Source organism: Rhodococcus sp. UFZ-B548 (assembly GCF_903819475.1).
Classification (GTDB): Bacteria; Actinomycetota; Actinomycetes; order Mycobacteriales; family Mycobacteriaceae; genus Rhodococcus_F; species Rhodococcus_F erythropolis.
Genome location: NZ_CAIJDS010000046.1, coordinates 14,786 through 32,303 on the forward strand (window position 1 = coordinate 14,786; position 17,518 = coordinate 32,303).

Sequence of the window (17,518 nt, forward strand, 5' to 3'; positions counted from 1 at the left end):
AAACTCATCTATTTGTGACGACAGGGCAGCGTATCTGTGCGCCGCCAGGAGGAGAAAGAGTATGCAGGGGACGCACGATCGAAACCGACACCGAGACATTCTTGCTCGGTCGGCAGATAGTGGCATTGATATGCAGGCTGAGGATCATTTCGACGCGGTACGGTCGGTCGTGACTATGCTGTGCTCCGTATCGCTCTCCGCGGAATATGTTGCAGAGGCTGCGAATCGAAGTTGTTGTGAAATATTCGATTCGCTCGGATTGCGATCGGCGCGGGTGGGATCAATATTGCAGTTGGCCTATCAGACGACTGCGCGAACCATTGATCAGGTCGCAGGGCACGCGGCCTACGTTGAGCGTTCACTGGCTTTTCCCGACAGACTGAATGCACTCACCATTCGGCAGAGACAGATTCTGGCATTGAGGGCGATCTGTGGATTTGGGGTAGGCGACGTGGCGACCGCTCTGTCGGGTTCTGTTGAGGGCATTCGCCTCGAACAGCATCGTTCGTTGTCGCGGCTGCGGGTAGAGGTGCTATCGAGTGCTTAGTTCAGGACGCTCAATCCGGTAGATCACGAATCGAATCCGCCGCTGTTCGTCGTGGGCTTCCGTACTCAGATGATACCTAAATAGTGTAAGTCGTTGAGAGTCATTCGCATTGAGTGTCGCGGTCTGCGATCGGGTGCCATGTGGGTTCCAAGCGTTTCGCCCGATATGTCCCAAGCGTCGGAGCGCAGGGTGTTCCGAGTACACACCCCTTCGACCATCAGGACGGGCCATGACCGCACCGATCACCCCGAAGAACACCGCAGTACGAAACACCTCAGTACGAAACACCGCAGTACGACGAGCCACTCTGCTGGCAGTATGCGTGAGCACCGCAATGCTCATGCTCGACATCGCCGTCGTCAACACCGCCCTGCCGTCGATCGCATCCGATCTCGATACCGGAGTCAGCGCCCTGCAATGGGTGATCGACGCGTACACGCTGGCATTGGCGACGGTGGTTCTCAGCGCCGGATCGTGGGCAGACCGACGGGGTCGACGCCATGTTTTCATCATCGGCATTCTGTGGTTCACCACGGCATCTCTGTTCTGCGCTCTGGCGCCGAACATCTGGGTGCTCGACCTCGCGCGGGCCGCTCAGGGTATCGGCGGCGCAGTGCTCTTCGCCTGCTCACTTGCCTTGCTGGCGGACGTGTTCGAGAAGGGTCCCCAGCGCGCGACTGCTCTGGCTGCATACGGCGCCACGATCGGGGGCGCGTTTGCCGTCGGCCCACTGGTGGGCGGGCTACTTACCGAGTTGTTGGATTGGCGCGCAATCTTTTTGATCAACGTTCCGATCGGGTTGATCACACTGGCGATGACGGTGCGGTGGGTTCCCGAGTCACGCGATCCTCGACCTCGCGGCGCGGACGTGCCCGGGCAGATTCTGGTGTCCACCGGGCTGGCAGCTCTGGTGTTCGGTTTGTTACGCGGTAACGAGGATGGGTGGTTCGAGCCGCAGCCGATGATCGCCGCGGTGATCGCCGCGGCCGCCATGAGCGGTTTCTCCCTGCACGAGCTTCGTACCACCGAGCCCATGCTGCCCCCGCATCTGCTCGCCAATCGGGCCTTCGCCGGAGCGCAGATCGCAGCGTTCTCGATCTCTGCCTCCCTGTTCGCGGTGTTCGTCTACACGACCATCTATCTGCAGAACGTGCTGCATCTGTCTCCCGTGGACGCCGGCCTGGTGTATCTACCGGCGACGATAGCGATGTTCGTCGTCGCGGGTGCCACCGCGAAATTGGACGGGCGCATCCCCGTCTCGGTCTCGTTGACGTGCTCGCTTCTACTCGTCTCGGTGGGGCTGGTCATGATGACCGTCGTCGACGTGACCAGTTCGCCGTACGCGATACTTCCCGGATTTGTTGTCGCGTGCGTGGGGGCCGGGGTGTTCAACCCCGTCATGAGTGGGTTGGTTCTGGGCGAAAGCACTTCGAACCATTCCGGATTGGCCGCAGGGATCAACGACGCGTTCCGGCAGACCGGCATCGCAGTCGGGGTTGCCGTGCTCGGCGCCTTTCTTCCGGCGCAGTCGATGCTGCCCGGCGGATCACCGGACGACTTCGTCAGTGGACTTCGGTTGGCACTGTTTGTCGCAGCCTTCATCGCAGCTCTCGGTGCGTTGGTCTGTGCGGCGACTCTGCGCACTGCCCGACAGGCTGGCAAATCTGTCGCGAAAGAGATTGATTCCGAATCGATATCGGCCTGATGATCTTCTCGCGCGCCTGCCGGTTTCTGTCCCTAAGATCTCAGTGTTTGATGTCGAACTGGGCTAGGAGCGACGCGTGATCTATCGACTTCTCGGACCGTTGGAGGTGTGCCGTGCTTCGACGCACAGTGAGCCGGGTGGTCCCGCTGTCAGTGAGCTTGTTGTGGATCTGGGTCCGAAGAAGCAGCGGACAGTTCTCGCCGTTCTGCTTCTCAATCGTGGACGCGTCGTCTCCACCGACCGGCTGATCGACGCTCTCTGGCACGACGAAGCACCTGCCAGCGCGATGGCAAGCATCCAGGCATACATCTCCAATCTGCGCCGAGCGCTGCGCGTCGAAACCGGTGCGGCGTCACCGATAGTGCGTCAATCGCCTGGCTACGTTCTGGATATCTCTGCCGCCGAAGTCGATCTGTCGGTGTTTCTCGACGACGCCGAAACCGCGCGACAACGCGCAGAGGACGGGCAGTGGCAGGAGGCATTGACGATCGCTGACCGCGCCCTCGCCTCGGTTCGTGGACAGTTGCTCGAGGATTTGTGTGACGAGCATTGGGTGGAGGTGGAGGCCGCGGCATTCGAGGAGGTGCGAACCGAATGTCGTGAGACCCGGATAACGGCACTTCTTGCTCTCGGGCGCCTGGCTCCGGCGTTGGTCGAAGCCGCGCAGTTGTGCAGCGAGTACCCGTTCCGAGACCGGACCTGCTGGCTGAGAATGGTGGCGCTCCATCAGGCCGGACGGTCCCCAGAAGCCTTGGAACAGTTCCGGGTGCATGCGGCGAGGTTGGACACCGAACTAGGCCTCGAACCCGGCGGAGAACTGACAGCACTTCAGGGCGGGATTCTGCGACACGAGCCTGGCCTTGCTGCGTGGCCGCGAATTCCGGGATGGTCAGGTGCGGGAATGATTTCGGTGCCTGCGCCTGAATCTGCGGTCGTGGAAGGTCCGGACGTCGATTCAGCGCGCGCATTTGTCGGGCGGGGATCGGAGGTCGGTGCGGTTGACCAGATGCTCGATCAGGTTCGCACCGGCGCGCCTCGTTGGCTAGCTCTGACGGGTCCGGCGGGTATCGGCAAGACTCGGCTCGCGGAGGAGTGCGACGCCCGGGTGGCTTCGATTGGCGGGGTCGCAGTGTGGGCACGGTGCGTGGAGGACGATGGGGCTCCGGCATGGTGGCCGATTCGCCGAATACTGGGAGAGTTGGGGACCGATGCTGACGCGGTGCTCTCGTTGCCGACCGATGTGGAACCGGACGAGGCCAGATTCGCTGTCTACGAACGCGTGCTGACGGCCATCGAGTCTGCGGCGGCGAACGTGCCTGTGCTAGTGGTGGTGATCGACGACATTCAGTGGGCCGATCCCACGACGCTTCGCTGTTTGACGTACTTGGTGGGTGCGCTGCGTAGGGAATCAGTCTGGTTCGTGCTGACTCTCCGCGACACGGAGGCCGGACCGAATGTTCGACGACTGGTGGATGCGATTCTTCATGGTGACGGGAATCGGCACGTCGTTGTGCCGGCACTGGCCCAGACGGAGGTAGCTCGGCTGGCCAGTTGTGTGTCGGGGGAGCAACTCGATGAGACGGAAGTGCGGATTCTGGCTGAGCGAACAGGTGGCAACCCGTTGTTTGTCTCGGAGTACGCCAGGCTTCCTCGCGACGAACGCCTTGACGGAGGGATCCCGATGGCCGTCCGCTCGGTGCTCGGGCGCAGACTTGCTGCGGTGGAACCGGCAGTGTTGCAGGTCCTTCGCGTCGCGGCTGTCATAGGTGAGAGCATCGAGATGGGTACGTTGACTGCTGCGACCCGGCTCGATGTGGACACGTTGGCTGACTATCTCGACGACGCTGCAGACGAACGGATTATCGTTGCGGACCCCGCAATCGGGGGCTACGTTTTCGCGCACGGGCTTCTTCGCGATGAAGTTCTCGGTGCGATACCTGCGCTTCGTCGTCAGCGTATTCACGCTCGCGTAGCCGACGTGCTTGCAGATTCGTCCGATCCGGATGGATTGAGTCGGCGCGCACAGCATCTGCTGTCTGCCCTTCCCCTGGTCGATCCTGGAGTGGTGCTGGAGGCGTGCTCGGCTGCAGCGCGGCAAGCGGCTGAGCGATGGAGTTCTGAATCCGCCGCCCAGTGGTGGGAGGCTGCTGTCCGTGCGTTCGATCTGCTACCTGCGTCCCTACAGTCGATTGATGCTCGGGATGATCTGTTGGTCGCCAGGGTCGAGGCACTTGCACGGGCCGGGCGAGGGCAGACGGTTCTCGATGTCGTCAATGCCGGTCTCCTCGAAGCGGTTCGGGAAGAGCGCACTTCGGCTGTCGGACGCTTGGCGGCTGCGCTGCTGCGCGCTGCAGGCGCGTGGCCCTGGGTTTCCTACGGCAAGGACCCCGGCCCGCTCCTCGAACGTCTTGCCGGCTTGGAGCCTTTCGTCGTGTCCGATCAAACGGCGCACGCCCGCGTTCTTGCCGCATTGGCTGTCGGGAGTTGCTATCACCCGGACTCGACGGTTCCCGATTCCCTGAGCTCCCGGGCGCTCGAGATGGCCCGGGAAGTGGGCGATTCGGACGTGATCGCCGATGCCCTCTTGGGGCGGATTCTGCTGTACTCCGGAGTTGCGACGCATAGCCACGAATCAGTCGAACTTCTCGAGGAACTGTTCGAGTTGGCTCATCAACAATCACGATCCGACGAGGTCATCGCCCACACAGTGGCGAGTATGACGCGGATGAATCTCGCGGATGTCGATGCAGCAGCGATGCACGTTCGGCAGGGAATTATCGGGTGCGATGTTCTGCGATTACCTGTGCTCAGGGTCCAACTGCGTTGGATGGAAGCGACTCTCGCGGCATGGCACGGCGATTTCGAGGAGACCAAGCGGCAGTTCAACACCGCTCGGCAGATCCACCTTCAAACCGAGCTGTACACCGCGGGGAGTGCAGGTTTGGCCTTCAACACGCTGGAGTGGGAGTACGGCACACTCGCAGACGCCGACCCCGGAATCGTCGAGCCGGACTCGTGGAGTATCGCGATCGCCGGTGCCAGGGGAGAACGAGAAAGGGCAGCTTTCGAGATCAGCCTTTGGTGTGCAAAGTCCGGTCCAGTCACGTGGACGACGTTAGGCCACCAGACGTTGATCGCCCGTGTTGTCGCGGACCTGGAACTCGGCGAGTACGCCGAGTCGTTCGTCGAACTCCTCACACCGTTCGTGGACCGCATAGCCACGGTGGGGCAGGTGGGCGTTATCGGATCGGTCGCGGAAGTCGTCGCCCGCCTGCATGCGATGCAGGGTCGCCCGGACATGGCGACGGTATTGCTCGATCAGGCGGAAGGTATCGCCAGACGAACATCGAGTCCCCCCACACTGCTGCGATGCCGCTTATTGCGCGCCCAACTTCAGGCTGGATCGGTCGCTCGAGATCGCGCTATTGCCGAGATCGCGGCGGAGTCCGAGCAACGTGGTATGCACGGCCTTGCTACTTTTGCGCGCTCGATGCTGGTGTGAGGGAGGGCCTCTTGACCTTGGACGTCGCTTGGATAGGGTGACAAAGCCGAGTCAAGAATCAGCCAAGCACTCTCGGACATCCTTTCTTCATTCCCGAAAACGGGCCGAGGAAAGGACTTCCGATGAATCTACAGACTCCCATGCTCGACACTGCGCTCGAATCGTTGCGCGCAGAGGTGACCGGATCTGTCGCGTTGCCCGGCGAGGCGGGATACGAACTCGCAACTCCGTGGAACGTGGCCGTACCGGTCAACCCGTGTGCCGTGGTGGCAGTCGAGAGTGCGCAGGACATCGCCGCTACCATGCGATTCGCGGCAAGGAACGACCTCCGCGTCGCCGTGCAACGAACCGGGCACGGCGCGGTACCTCTCGGCAATGACGTTCTGCTCGTGCATACCGGCAAGCTGACAGAGTGCATCGTCGATCCCGAAACGCGCACTGCCCGAATTGGAGCAGGACTGATCTGGCAGGACGTCATCGACGCCGCCGCGCCGCACGGATTGGCGCCGTTGGCAGGCTCGTCGGCCACCGTCGGTGTCGCCGGGTTCCTCACCGGCGCCGGTATCGGACCCATGGTGCGTACGTACGGCCTGTCGTCCGATCACGTCCGTTCGTTCGACATCGTTACCGGCAGCGGCGAACTCATTCACGTTACTCCGGACGAGCATGCCGAACTGTTCTGGGGGCTACGCGGCGGCAAGGGAACTCTGGGCATCGTCACCACGATCGAGATCGACCTCATGCCGATCACACACTTCTACGGCGGTGCACTCTATTTCGATGGAGCGGATGCGGCAAGAGTGGCACACGCGTGGCTGGACTGGTGCGCCGATCTTCCTGAGCACAGTTCCACCTCTGTCGCATTTCTGCAACTCCCACCGCTGCCGCAGGTTCCGCCGCCACTGGCCGGAAGACTGACCTTTGCGGTCAGGTTCGCCAGCCTCGCCGACGAAGGTGAGGCCGAACAGATCATCAACCGAATTCGTTCGGTAGCAACACCGTTGATCGACGCCGTCGGCGTTTTTCCGTATGCGGCCATCGCGGCAGTGCACGCTGATCCCATCGACCCGATGCCGACACACGAATCAACTGTGCTGACCACCGAACTGTCGCACGAGGCCGTCGACACGCTGCTCTCGGTCGCCGGACCCGGATCTCAGTCCCCACAAACTGTCATCGAATTACGTCTTTTGGGTGGCGCCCTGGCTCGGGAACCGAAGCACCGCAGCGCCTTCTGTCATCGAGATGCCAGTTTCGCGCTAATGGTTGCGGGAGTTCTCGTTCCGCCCTCCGCGGACGCCGTCGTCGGCCATTCCCAGCGGATCGACCGGGTGATGGCGCCCTGGACCACCGGGCGCGCCCTGCCCAACTTCGCACCCAGCGACGACCCCGATCAGATCGCCCGAACCTACGACGAGGACACCGCCCACTGGCTCAGCGCTCTGGGCAACGAACACGATCCCGACGGTGTACTGCGTGTGGGTCAGGTCATGCGTCAGATCCGATGACAATGCGGCAACGTCCCAGCTTCGCAACACACCGACCACTGTCGACAGGAATGAACATGCATGCTGTACGAACCGCAGCTGCCCTCGGAATCTCGCTCGTGACCGCACTAGCGGTCGTGGGATGCAGCGACGCATCTACGCCGCGGGCTCAAGGATCCGAGAACGCGCACCAGCACGGAGCTGACGTCCTCGTCGGGTCTGAAACCGCCCTGGGACAAGGAAGCGCCAAGACCTATGTCACAGTCGACGATTCGGGGAATCCGAACGAAATCGGTATCCGCATCTCCGAATCCGCACTCGAGGGACTCCCTGACGGACCTGAGGCGACCATGACGATGCTCATGATGGACTTGCCGGCGAATGCACCAGAGACCGGATTCGATCATGTGATGCTCGACTGGAACCCGCACGGTCACGATCCGGAGATTCTGTTCGGCAAACCGCATTTCGACATGCACTTCTACATGACGGATGTCGAGCACGATATCGACCCGGCCGCGGCGGATTTCGCTGAGCGCGCAGCCAAACTGCCCGAGCCGCGGTACGTTCCGCAAGGATACGTTCCACCGCCCGGTCCCGCTGCCGAGAACACGGTTCCCTTCATGGGCATGCACTGGACCGACGTCGCGGACGGAGCGATTCCAGGATCATTCGACTTCACCGAGGTCCTTCTGAACGGGTCATGGGATGGCGAATTCACGTTCATCGAACCGATGATGACACGGGAATGGATGCTTACGAAGCCCGCTATTCGAGAAGAAGTGCGCCAGCCCGCGTCGTATCAACGGACCGGCTACTACCCGACCACCTACTCCGTCGGTTTCGACGATCAATCAGGCGACTACGTCATCGCACTGTCCGGCCTGACGATGCGCGAGGCATCATGACGAGACCATCCTCGTTCGGCCCATCGTCCACTTGATGTAGTTGCGAAATGGTCCGTCGAACTCGAGTGGCAGCGTGCATGCATAAGTGCACCACGGTAAGTGTCGTTGGGGTTCCGGTGGACCCTGAGAGCGCTGATGGGTCAGCTGCACGATTCAGGAAATCACCGGATCGTGCAGCAGACCCGTTCGCATTGAACGCGGATTGTTGTGGCAAGCTCGCACTTTTCGGGTCGCTGCACTCACGCACTTTCGCTCTTGGTGAAGTGGATCGGGACGGGTCAAATGCGATCAGAGTGGACCTATCTACATCCTGGGGTAGATAGTGGTTGCGCATTGCAAGTGTGCATCTTCTCATCGTTGTGGTTTGACGTTAGATTTGCCGCTATGTCTCTGAACGTGCAGTTGTTCGGCCCGGTGGTCGTGCGGGTCGACGGGGCGATTGTTCCGCTCGGCGGTCGTATTCCCAGGGCTATCGTTGCTCGACTTGCATTGTCTTCCGGGCATCGGCTTCCAGCTGGAGAATTGATCGAGGCGTTGTGGGTATCCCCACCTCCGTCAGCGATTGCTTCTTTGCGCGCCCACATCTCTCGGTTGCACAATCTGCTCGGAGAGCAGCTTGCCGGTGGCCGTGGCGGGTATGCGTTGCTGGGTGTCGACAGTGTCGATGTGCACGCCTTCACTTCGGCGGCCGAGGCCGGGATCCGCGATCGTTCGTTGGGCGTACTCGAGACCGCTGAAAGATTGTGGACTGGGAAGTTGTTCGACGATTTGACCGGCATTCCGTTCGTAGCTGAATGGACTGAGAAGTTGAAGGCTCAGCACCGAATTGGGACAGAGCTTTTGGGGCGTTTGAGATTGGAGGCGGGGGACTATCTCGGGGCTATCGCGACATTACAACCGCTTGTGAACGAGAACTGCGCCCACGACCAACCGGTGATCCTGCTGGCGCGTGCTCAGTCGCGAGCGGGTAGAACGGGTGATGCGCTCGCGACGATCGACACGTACCGCCGCCGAACGGCTGAGGAATTCGGTCTCGATCTGCCGCCGGAGTTGGCTGAACTGCGGAGCGACGTGGTTCGTCACTCATCGTCGGTGGCTGCGGCGCCGTTGGGGCGAAGCGAGATCGAGCGGCATGGCCTGCCTCTGCCTTTGACAGGTTTCGTGGGAAGACGTCATGAACTCGAGGCCATCGAGGTGGCCAGATCGCGTGCTCGGCTGGTCACATTGACCGGTAGTGGAGGGGTGGGCAAGACACGTCTGGCGGTTGAAAGTACCCGCCGAATCCGTGATGTGGTGGACGATGCACAGTGGATGCTCGAAATGGCCCCGTTGACTGGGGAACGCGAATTGGTCTCTGCACTTGCCCAACTCCTGCGTGTCCCGGTGCCTTCGATGGAAGCAATCAGTGACAGGCTCTCCGACGGCCGAAATCTCCTGGTCCTTGACAACGCAGAGCATGTGCGGGCGGCGGTCACCGCGTTATGCCAAGAATTGCTGGCACGGTGTTCGGGGTTGGCGATCATGGTGACCAGCCGCGAACCATTGTGCATTGCCGGTGAACGCGTGATCTCGATCGACCCGATGCTCGGTGACAGCCTCGGTGATGCGGTTGAACTGTTCATCTGCCGCGGGGACGATGCGCGACCAGGGTTCCGAGACCCGTCAGACATCGCTCGTATCCGGAATCTGTGCACACTGCTGGATGGGCTTCCCCTCGCCATAGAACTCGCGGCAGCACGACTATCCGTCCAATCGATGTCCGAGATACTCCATTCGATACATGAAAGACCCGGTGAATCCTGGTCTTTCGCGTCGACCACTACCAGACATCACTCCATGCGCAGCACAGTCGAGTGGAGTGTCGATCTCTTGGGCAGTCCTGAACGCGACCTCCTCGCTCAGATCGGACGATTTCAAGGACCAGTCACTGCCGAGGCCGTTGCAGGAATTTGTCGCGTTCCTGACGGATGTTCAGTCCAAGATCTGGTGGCCAGTTTGGTGCAGAAGTCGTTGCTGGCGGTCGAGACCAGTAGCCAGGGCACGCGAGCGTTCAAACTGCTCGAATCGACCAAGTCTTTTGCGCGATCCCTGCCGATCGCCGAGGAGGAAAGCTGGTACAACCGACACCGAGAATGGTTCGCAGCGACCGTTCATTCTCTTGCGCCTCAGATGTTCTCACATGCCGCCCCGGTAGCTCACGATATCGTGGAGGTGATGCGCCCGGATCTGCTCCGAGCACTGGACGGCGCAATCACGTCTGAACAGGGATACGACGCGCTCAGGCTCGCCGGCGGGCAGGGGTGGCACTGGGTGCGCCGAGGCGTGTTGACCGAAGGCAGGCAGTGGTTGGACAGAGCATTACTCTCCGCGAAAGACGATCACGGTCGTGCCGTCGATGGGGAGCGTGCTCGCGTGCTGCACGCTGGATGCGTTCTGTCGTACATGTCTGGGGACATAGCGAATGCTCGCCGATATGCGGTCGATTGTTCCAGGTACGCCACGATTGCTGATGATCGCAACCTGACAGCTGCTTCGTTGGGTTTCATGTCGTACTGGGAAGCGCTGTTCGGAGATTTGCAAGAAGCAAAGATACTGATGGACAGTGCATTCGAATATGCGTCAGATGCCGAGCCCTGGGCGCGCAGCGAAATCTTCGTCACGTGCGGACAGGTGCAACGTTCACTCGGTCACCCCGCGCGTGCACTCGAGACCCTCTCTGAAGCGGAACGGCTGGCACGACACTCTGGACACGGATGGGCACTGATTCCCGCAGTTGGTATCGCATCGAAGATTCTGATCGATCTGGGTCGCGGTTCCGATGCCATTACGCGCTTGGCGCCGCTTGCGGCCAGGGCTTTCGCCGACAATGACCCGACGTCGACGATGGCAACCCTTCACCAGTCGATCGGCGCAGCTGCCTTGATGGAGAAGCATTACGAAGGGGCAGTGCTGCATTCGGTCGTAGGAAGGCTGGGAAAGGCCTACAACTTCGACCCGCTTGTCACTGAACCCGAAGACTCGGCACGATATCTCGCGCGTATACGGCAATGCCTAACTGCGGACCAGTGGCGTCAGGCGCAAAGCGCCGGCCGAAACATGTCGCTGAGCGCGGCCGTGAGCATGCTGGACTCCCTAGCGACCTGACATACGTTGCAGAAGTATTGCGGGATGCCAATTGGCGGTTGTGCCGGGATCACACTCACCTACGCTCGGTCGAGGATGAAGAACCCGCTGCTGAGTATCAACGTGAATGCGAAATCCTTCACATCGCTCGAACAGCCGCAGGAACACTCTTCGTTGTGCAGCTCGGTGCTCGGGATGTGTAATCCCTTGTACGGGGCTGTATCCAGATTCTAGCCACCATCGCGACGGCGCGATTGACCACGGTTTCACCACATCGGTGCCATGGAATTCCGTTGTAACACTGATGCATTCCGCCCGTGATCCTATGTTGCGCGCCTTAGCGCAGCGGTAAACCTCGATACACGTAGAACGGAGACCAACCATGCCCAAAATTCTGTTCGGAGTGGCCACAACCTTGACCTGTGCAGTGCTCGTGCAGTTCTACCTGGCCGCAGTGGGCACCTTCAGTACGGCAGCCACCGGACGCTACGCAGCTCACGAAATCGTCGGAACGATCGTCCTGCCGTCGTTGTCTTTGTTGGCAGTTGCGATATGTCTGCTCATGAGGGTTGATCGAGTCACCGTGTTCCTTGCTGCCGCTCCGCTCCTCGGGGTTCTTGTCGAGTTCGCACTCTTCGCGCTCAACCTGTGGCTGTCAGGCGGGCCGACGACCTCGGGGACCATCAAGTGGGCAGGCACGTTGATACTCGGGTTGCATCCACTAGTCGGTCTCGTCATGTTGGGTTCCTGCCTTCTGCTGTGGAAGCGGGCGTGCCGCGGTATCTCACCGTCTCCTTCGCCCTCGGCGGTCATTGCCGTGAGCGCCAACGCGGAGAGTTGACTGGCAACCCCATCGCTGATCACGGGGATTGCAGAAACATTGCAGCCTCAAATCTGCCGGGAGACAGTCTCCTCTCCAGCGATAGCTTTCCATCATGACCACCAATTCAACGCCTGCACCCACCCTTGCGTCGACCAGACTTGGCAACATAGCTTTTCGGCAAGTCGGATCTACCTCTGGTCCAGTGACAGTCTTGTGGCACAGCATGTTCGTGGATTCGACCAGTTGGGATCGAGTCATTCCGCTGCTACCGCACGATCGCCGGATACTGATAGTCGACGGTCCAGGCTACGGCGGCAGCGACCCACTCCACAGAGTCACGTCAATCGCAGAGTGTGCGCAGGCTGCGATCGAACTCCTCGACGCCGCAGGTGTCGAGGATCCGGTCGACTGGGTGGGAAACGCCTGGGGCGGGCACATCGGATATCACCTCGCCGGAACCTTCGCCGACCGCCTGCGAACACTCACGACGGTGAGTGCGCCCGCCCTTCCATTGCCCACAGGGGAGCGCGTCAAGCTCGAGATTCTCAGCTACGTACTTCGATTTTTGGGGCCGATATCGCTTCTTCGGCGCAAGATCGCGAATGCGCAACTCACCGATGACTTCCGCGCCGATGCTGCAACAGTGGGATACATCAATTCGGCTGTGCGCCGCGCGGGAGGCCGAAGCTTGGCGAACACGACGCGATCGTTCATCGTGCGACGTTCGGACCTGTCGAAACACGCAGCGCGTTCGGCGTTACCGATTCTCATTGTTGCCACCGACGATCGCGGTGAACTTACGCCGACACAGGCCCGAGCTACCGCGGAACTATGTCGTAATGCGGAAGTGGCGGTCATCGACAACTCGCGCACCCTCATTCCCCTCGAGCAGCCCGAGCGTCTTGTCGAGTTGCTGATCGAATTCTGGAGCAAACAGGAAGCACAATAAAACGTGTCGCGGTGTGATGTGCGGAGCGGGTCTCCCCAGATCAGCGGCGCTGTGAGAGGGGACGTGCGAGAGGACTATCACCGCGGCTGTCGGATGCCGTTTCGTGGATTTCCACGCGATGTCCAAGAACTTCGCCCGATATCTTCCAAGCACGGCAGCGCAGAGTATGGCAAGTAGACATTCAACGACAATCCAGGACCGACTGTGAATGCACCGATCAGTACGACAAACGCCGCGCCATCGAGCGCTGTGCCGCCAGCATCAGCGAGATTGCGGCGACGCGTGCAGTGGTCCTCACCACCATGACCCCCATGTCGACGGCATTCGGCCGGAACTCCGCGAACGTCGCAAGTATCAGAACGTAGACGTGAACGTGTTTACGAAAGGCAGCGTTCGCACTCATTCGGGGCGTCCGCAACCGTACCGAGGTTTGTTGACGAACTCAGCGGCTTTCGTGCCGAACCTTGTTCATCTATTTGAAGTCTCGATCATCTCGCCTCCGACCGAAATGCGGGGCGTACCAGAAGGAAACTCAATGTTCACTATCATCGGCAGGCGATTCGGTGTCGCAGTTGCCACGGCCACCGCAGTCGCTTTGTTGTCATCGTGTTCCTTTTCGATCGGAACTGGAACCGAATCTCAAGCGGCCGGATCGGATGGCGTCGGTTTCCGAGATCTTCAGTCGGCGACCATTCAGATCGAAGCCCTCGGAACCTTCGTCTCACCATCGGAAGGGGGATATGAAGCGGCAGGGCGTGGTTCAGGGTTCCTCATCTCACCTGACGGATACGCATTGACCAACAATCACGTGGTGACCGGCGCCGGCACCCTCAAGGTCTGGCGCAACGGTGACCAGAGCAAGACTCTCAACGCTCGCATCGTCGCTTCCTCGGAATGTCTTGACCTCGCCGTGGTGAAAATCGACGGAAATGATCTGCCGTACATCGGTTTTCGCGAAGGCTCGATATCTACTGCTGACGAAGTCTATGCAGCGGGGTTCCCGCTCGGAGATCCCACCTTCACGATGACCAAAGGCATAGTCTCCAAAGCGGACACTCCCGCTGACACTCCGTGGGCATCGCTCGACCACGTGATCGAACATGACGCGCGGATCCGCGGCGGCAATTCTGGTGGGCCACTGGTGGATCCGGATGGAAAACTCGTCGGCGTCAACTATGCCGGAGACGAACAGCACGATACGAATCTGGCGATCCACCGCGACGAAGTCCAGAAAGCCGCACAGGAACTTCAGAGCGGCAAGAACATTCTGAGTCTCGGCATCAACGGTGAAGCCCTCGTCGACGAGAGTGGTGCCGGACTCGGCGTCTGGGTGAACTCGATAGCGTCAGGATCCGCTGCGGACAAGGCCGGAGTGGAACCGGGCGATCTCCTCACAAGCATGGAAGGGGTTTCACTCGGATCAGACGGCACCCTCGCCGACTACTGCAGCGTGCTTCAAACACATGGTCAGGAGTCCACACTCGCAGTGGAAGCCTACCGGCCCAGTTCCGATTCGTACCTTCGTGGACAGTTCAACGGTGACCCGCTGAAACCCACGACGACTGTCAGCTCCGGAATCAGTGGAACATCGAACCCCAGCACAACCCAAGCGACAAGTGCGGGCGGATTCGCCACGGTGACAGACAATTCCGGAACGGTGAGCGTCGACGTGCCCACCGCGTGGTCCCAGCTCGACGGAACCGAATTCGTGGACGAAAAGAACAATCGTTTCTATGGACTGGAGGTCAGTTCCGACATCGCGCAGTACAAAAATGGGTGGGGAGCGGTCGGAGCGTCAGTCCTCGCCTCCGAGGAAGCAGTCACGAACTCATCACCTGAGGAGTTGCTGAATTGGGCAGCCCAAGGTTTACCAGAGGCTGGGTGTACTTCCCGCGGACGGATGGACTACCAAGATGCCCTCCACACAGGGTTTTTCGAGGCGTGGGAGAATTGCGGACCGGACAAAGCCAAATACATCGTGGTCGCTGCCAAAGCTGACAGCGGAAGGTACCTTGCGCTTGTCGCCGTCCAAGCCAACAGCGAAGCTGACGTCGCGGCAGCTGATCGCGTGGTGAACAGTTTCTCTGTTGGCCTCTGAACGATCACGTGACTCTATAAGCCACTACGGTCCCGAGCGGAGCAAGGCGCAGAAGCGTCGCACTTACGGGAATTCCGAATGCACGTGCAACTGACGAGACCTCCACGTCGCACCGTCGGCAATCTCCTCGAGCGAAGGACATCAACAGTTCTGGCCCGCACAGGGGGCAGGCCAGACATTCGACGCACCTCCAGGACACGGCGTCGCCGCGCGACTTCAATTCGTCGGAAGTTGCGGATGTACGACGGTATGGAGGTCGTTGTTCAACCCGGTCTTCGATTCCGTAGGTGACTGGCCACGACTGGGCAGCAGCTGGAATCGGACAAGTCGCCGGACCTACCGGCGCAATAGAGAAAGGGTACAAACATTATGCGCACCTCCATCGAGGAGATTTCCGCGTCAGGTCCAGAGCTGGATGAATCACAACTCGCGGGAATCAGCGGCGGGATGAAGTCCGAAGACATCGGGCGCTCCAGCAAGGTCATCATTGTCGCAAGTGGATCCACCAGCCGCGACCACGACTTCTGACCGAACTCGCGCGTGTGGTGAAGCAGCTTTCATCCCTCCACCACACGCGCGACCCGTCAAGCCAACTACACAAGGCATGGGTCCAGATGAATACTCCGCACATTCTGGTATTGACCGTTCCAGGCGATCGCCACGCACACAACGTCTCTGACCTCCTTCGTGAACGTGGAGCTTTGGTCACCGAAGTCGACCCGGCAATTATCCCGACACGCTCGAGGTTGACCACTTCGATAACAAGCAACGGGGGAGTGACCAGAACTCTTATCGGTGCAAGCGGTCGGGTTGACCTCGAAGCAGTGGACAGCGTGTGGTTTCGCCGACCAGGCGCACCAAAGGCAGACCCAGCGATTACCGATCCCGAGATACGCACATATATCGAAGAAGAGTGCGAAGCACACGTGTCGACCACGTGGGACGACCTGAACGTGTTGGCCGTGCCGGGATCCCGTGCGGACATCCGCGACGCGAGTCGCAAGACCACCCAATTGGCGCGTGCACATTCGATCGGATTCGACCTTCCTGAGACGCTGATCACCACTGACTCGGAAGAGTTCCTTGATTTCTGGTACCGACACCGAGGCCAGGTAATTACCAAGCCACTCCATATGCCCGGGATACTTCACAAAGGGCGCAGCTTGGTCCGAATGGCGGAAATTGCCTCAACGGCCGACATAGCCGAAACGTCCTCATTGAGGCTGTGTCCATTGATCATTCAAGAGTATGCGGCCAAACGATCAGAAATCCGGGTGACTGTCGTAGGGGAGGATGTCTTCGCTGCTGAAATTCTCAGCCAACAGAGCAATCACACCAAAATCGATTGGCGCTCCTACGATTCCAGCACTACCCGGTACACGACGCATGAGCTACCCGCACGTACCGCCCAGTTTTGCCGCGAGCTTGTCCACGGATTTGGTCTCTGTTATGGCGCAATCGATCTGGTGTTGACTCCAGATGATCGGTATGTCTTTCTCGAGGTGAATCCGTCCGGACAGTGGCTCTGGATCGAGGACGCGACCGGACTGCCGATAAGCCGGGCGATCGCGGACCTACTCATCGGCTCGAAGGCCGCTCAAACCTCAACGGAGAAAAAGAGGATTCCCACATGAACGCGCCACGTGCAGAGCTACTCGAATTCGCGCACCGAGCTCTCGAACGAATGAACGCCGCGGACGGTGGAAGCGTAGATCCCGATCACGAAGCACAGTTATTGCGTGAGTTCGACCCCACCTCGAAGTTTCGATTCCTTCCGCATCGAGATAACTTTGACAATTCCACCGCATGGGCATTGCTGATCATTGCCGACAACGGTGAGACCACGACCATGTCATGGGCACCACCACATAACATTCCGTGGCCTCTGCGCGGCACCCACACGAGAAGTGAATCGACGCTGCTGACCGTCAACGGAGTCGAACTCTCCGTCGAAGAGGCCATCTGGCATCTCGACATCTTGTGGGAGGAGGCTGCGTTGCTTCGCAAACTGATCGACGTCTGCCTGGTGCGTGCCGAGTTGGAAGCCTCACCAATGCATCTCACCGACGACCAACTACAGCGGTCGATGGATGCTTTCCGGCGGTCCCGAGGCCTTCTCACCAGTGCGGCAACACAGCAGTGGATGCGCGAACATGGTCTGGATCATCGCAGCCTCGAACAGCTGGTGGCATACGAGGCGTCCGTCGCCGCTCTACGCCAACGACATTCGGAGCAAACTGACATATCTGATCAACGAAGCGAACGCAGTTTCGATCGGTGGCTCGCCGGCCAACGACGAGAATGCAGAATCGAATGGCACTGGGGAGAATCGGCGAAGACTGCTGGGATCGCGACTTCCACGCGATGATCACGCAG

Annotated in this window: 12 protein-coding genes; 11 read left to right on the top strand and 1 reads right to left on the bottom strand. The window is 60.1% G+C overall.

The features are described from left to right. Positions 1–776 precede the first annotated feature (776 nt). From H7C86_RS28390 to H7C86_RS28420, 7 genes are all read left to right on the top strand, one after another. Positions 777–2,252 carry an MFS transporter gene (locus tag H7C86_RS28390; protein WP_182262690.1) on the top strand — a complete coding sequence of 492 codons (1,476 nt, stop codon included), beginning with the start codon at positions 777–779 and terminating at the stop codon, positions 2,250–2,252. A gap of 76 nt (positions 2,253–2,328) precedes the next feature. Beyond that, on the top strand, positions 2,329–5,754 hold the full coding sequence (locus tag H7C86_RS28395) for a BTAD domain-containing putative transcriptional regulator (protein WP_182262691.1): 3,426 nt from the start codon (positions 2,329–2,331) through the stop codon (positions 5,752–5,754). Between the two features lie 122 nt (positions 5,755–5,876). Next, positions 5,877–7,262: an FAD-binding oxidoreductase gene (locus H7C86_RS28400; RefSeq protein WP_182262692.1), complete on the top strand. Its 1,386-nt coding sequence runs from the start codon at positions 5,877–5,879 to the stop codon at positions 7,260–7,262. Positions 7,263–7,318: 56 nt separating this feature from the next. Beyond that, positions 7,319–8,149 (top strand): DUF5602 domain-containing protein, encoded by an 831-nt coding sequence (locus H7C86_RS28405; protein ID WP_182262693.1) that lies wholly within the window; start codon positions 7,319–7,321, stop codon positions 8,147–8,149. Between the two features lie 384 nt (positions 8,150–8,533). Continuing rightward, entirely contained in the window at positions 8,534–11,293 is a 2,760-nt protein-coding gene (locus tag H7C86_RS28410) for a BTAD domain-containing putative transcriptional regulator (RefSeq protein WP_182262694.1), read from the top strand. Between the two features lie 361 nt (positions 11,294–11,654). Then, a complete protein-coding gene (locus H7C86_RS28415) occupies positions 11,655–12,113 on the top strand; it encodes a hypothetical protein (protein ID WP_182262695.1) in 459 nt (152 codons plus the stop codon). A gap of 94 nt (positions 12,114–12,207) precedes the next feature. Further along, positions 12,208–13,044, top strand: a complete 837-nt coding sequence (locus tag H7C86_RS28420; RefSeq protein ID WP_182262696.1) for an alpha/beta fold hydrolase — start codon at positions 12,208–12,210, stop codon at positions 13,042–13,044. A 217-nt stretch (positions 13,045–13,261) separates the two neighbouring features. Here H7C86_RS28420 and H7C86_RS28425 read toward each other — a convergent pair whose 3' ends face one another. Then, complete coding sequence (locus H7C86_RS28425) at positions 13,262–13,447, bottom strand: hypothetical protein (protein WP_182262697.1); 186 nt, start codon at positions 13,445–13,447, stop codon at positions 13,262–13,264. Positions 13,448–13,579: 132 nt separating this feature from the next. Between H7C86_RS28425 and H7C86_RS28430 the strand changes: the two genes are divergently transcribed. The 4 genes from H7C86_RS28430 to H7C86_RS28445 all read left to right on the top strand — a co-directional run bounded on the left by H7C86_RS28430 (position 13,580) and on the right by H7C86_RS28445 (position 17,510). Beyond that, positions 13,580–15,142: a S1C family serine protease gene (locus tag H7C86_RS28430; protein ID WP_182262698.1), complete on the top strand. Its 1,563-nt coding sequence runs from the start codon at positions 13,580–13,582 to the stop codon at positions 15,140–15,142. 369 nt (positions 15,143–15,511) lie between these two features. Next, positions 15,512–15,670 carry a putative ATP-grasp target RiPP gene (locus tag H7C86_RS28435; RefSeq protein WP_095971880.1) on the top strand — a complete coding sequence of 53 codons (159 nt, stop codon included), beginning with the start codon at positions 15,512–15,514 and terminating at the stop codon, positions 15,668–15,670. Positions 15,671–15,756: 86 nt separating this feature from the next. After that, positions 15,757–16,776: an MvdC/MvdD family ATP grasp protein gene (locus H7C86_RS28440; RefSeq protein WP_182262707.1), complete on the top strand. Its 1,020-nt coding sequence runs from the start codon at positions 15,757–15,759 to the stop codon at positions 16,774–16,776. After that, positions 16,773–17,510, top strand: a complete 738-nt coding sequence (locus tag H7C86_RS28445) for a TIGR04500 family putative peptide maturation system protein (protein ID WP_182262699.1) — start codon at positions 16,773–16,775, stop codon at positions 17,508–17,510. The genes H7C86_RS28440 and H7C86_RS28445 overlap by 4 nt, the downstream gene beginning before the upstream one ends. Positions 17,511–17,518 lie beyond the last annotated feature (8 nt).

Excerpts from the sequence above, each read along its gene's own strand:
- H7C86_RS28440 (WP_182262707.1), top strand. The coding sequence starts at position 15,757 with ATGAATACTCCGCACATTCTGGTATTGACCGTTCCAGGCGATCGCCAC.
- H7C86_RS28425 (WP_182262697.1), bottom strand. The coding sequence starts at position 13,447 with ATGAGTGCGAACGCTGCCTTTCGTAAACACGTTCACGTCTACGTTCTG.
- H7C86_RS28415 (WP_182262695.1), top strand. The coding sequence starts at position 11,655 with ATGCCCAAAATTCTGTTCGGAGTGGCCACAACCTTGACCTGTGCAGTG.
- H7C86_RS28435 (WP_095971880.1), top strand. The coding sequence starts at position 15,512 with ATGCGCACCTCCATCGAGGAGATTTCCGCGTCAGGTCCAGAGCTGGAT.
- H7C86_RS28410 (WP_182262694.1), top strand. The coding sequence starts at position 8,534 with ATGTCTCTGAACGTGCAGTTGTTCGGCCCGGTGGTCGTGCGGGTCGAC.
- H7C86_RS28420 (WP_182262696.1), top strand. The coding sequence starts at position 12,208 with ATGACCACCAATTCAACGCCTGCACCCACCCTTGCGTCGACCAGACTT.
- H7C86_RS28400 (WP_182262692.1), top strand. The coding sequence starts at position 5,877 with ATGAATCTACAGACTCCCATGCTCGACACTGCGCTCGAATCGTTGCGC.
- H7C86_RS28405 (WP_182262693.1), top strand. The coding sequence starts at position 7,319 with ATGCATGCTGTACGAACCGCAGCTGCCCTCGGAATCTCGCTCGTGACC.
- H7C86_RS28445 (WP_182262699.1), top strand. The coding sequence starts at position 16,773 with ATGAACGCGCCACGTGCAGAGCTACTCGAATTCGCGCACCGAGCTCTC.
- H7C86_RS28390 (WP_182262690.1), top strand. The coding sequence starts at position 777 with ATGACCGCACCGATCACCCCGAAGAACACCGCAGTACGAAACACCTCA.
- H7C86_RS28430 (WP_182262698.1), top strand. The coding sequence starts at position 13,580 with ATGTTCACTATCATCGGCAGGCGATTCGGTGTCGCAGTTGCCACGGCC.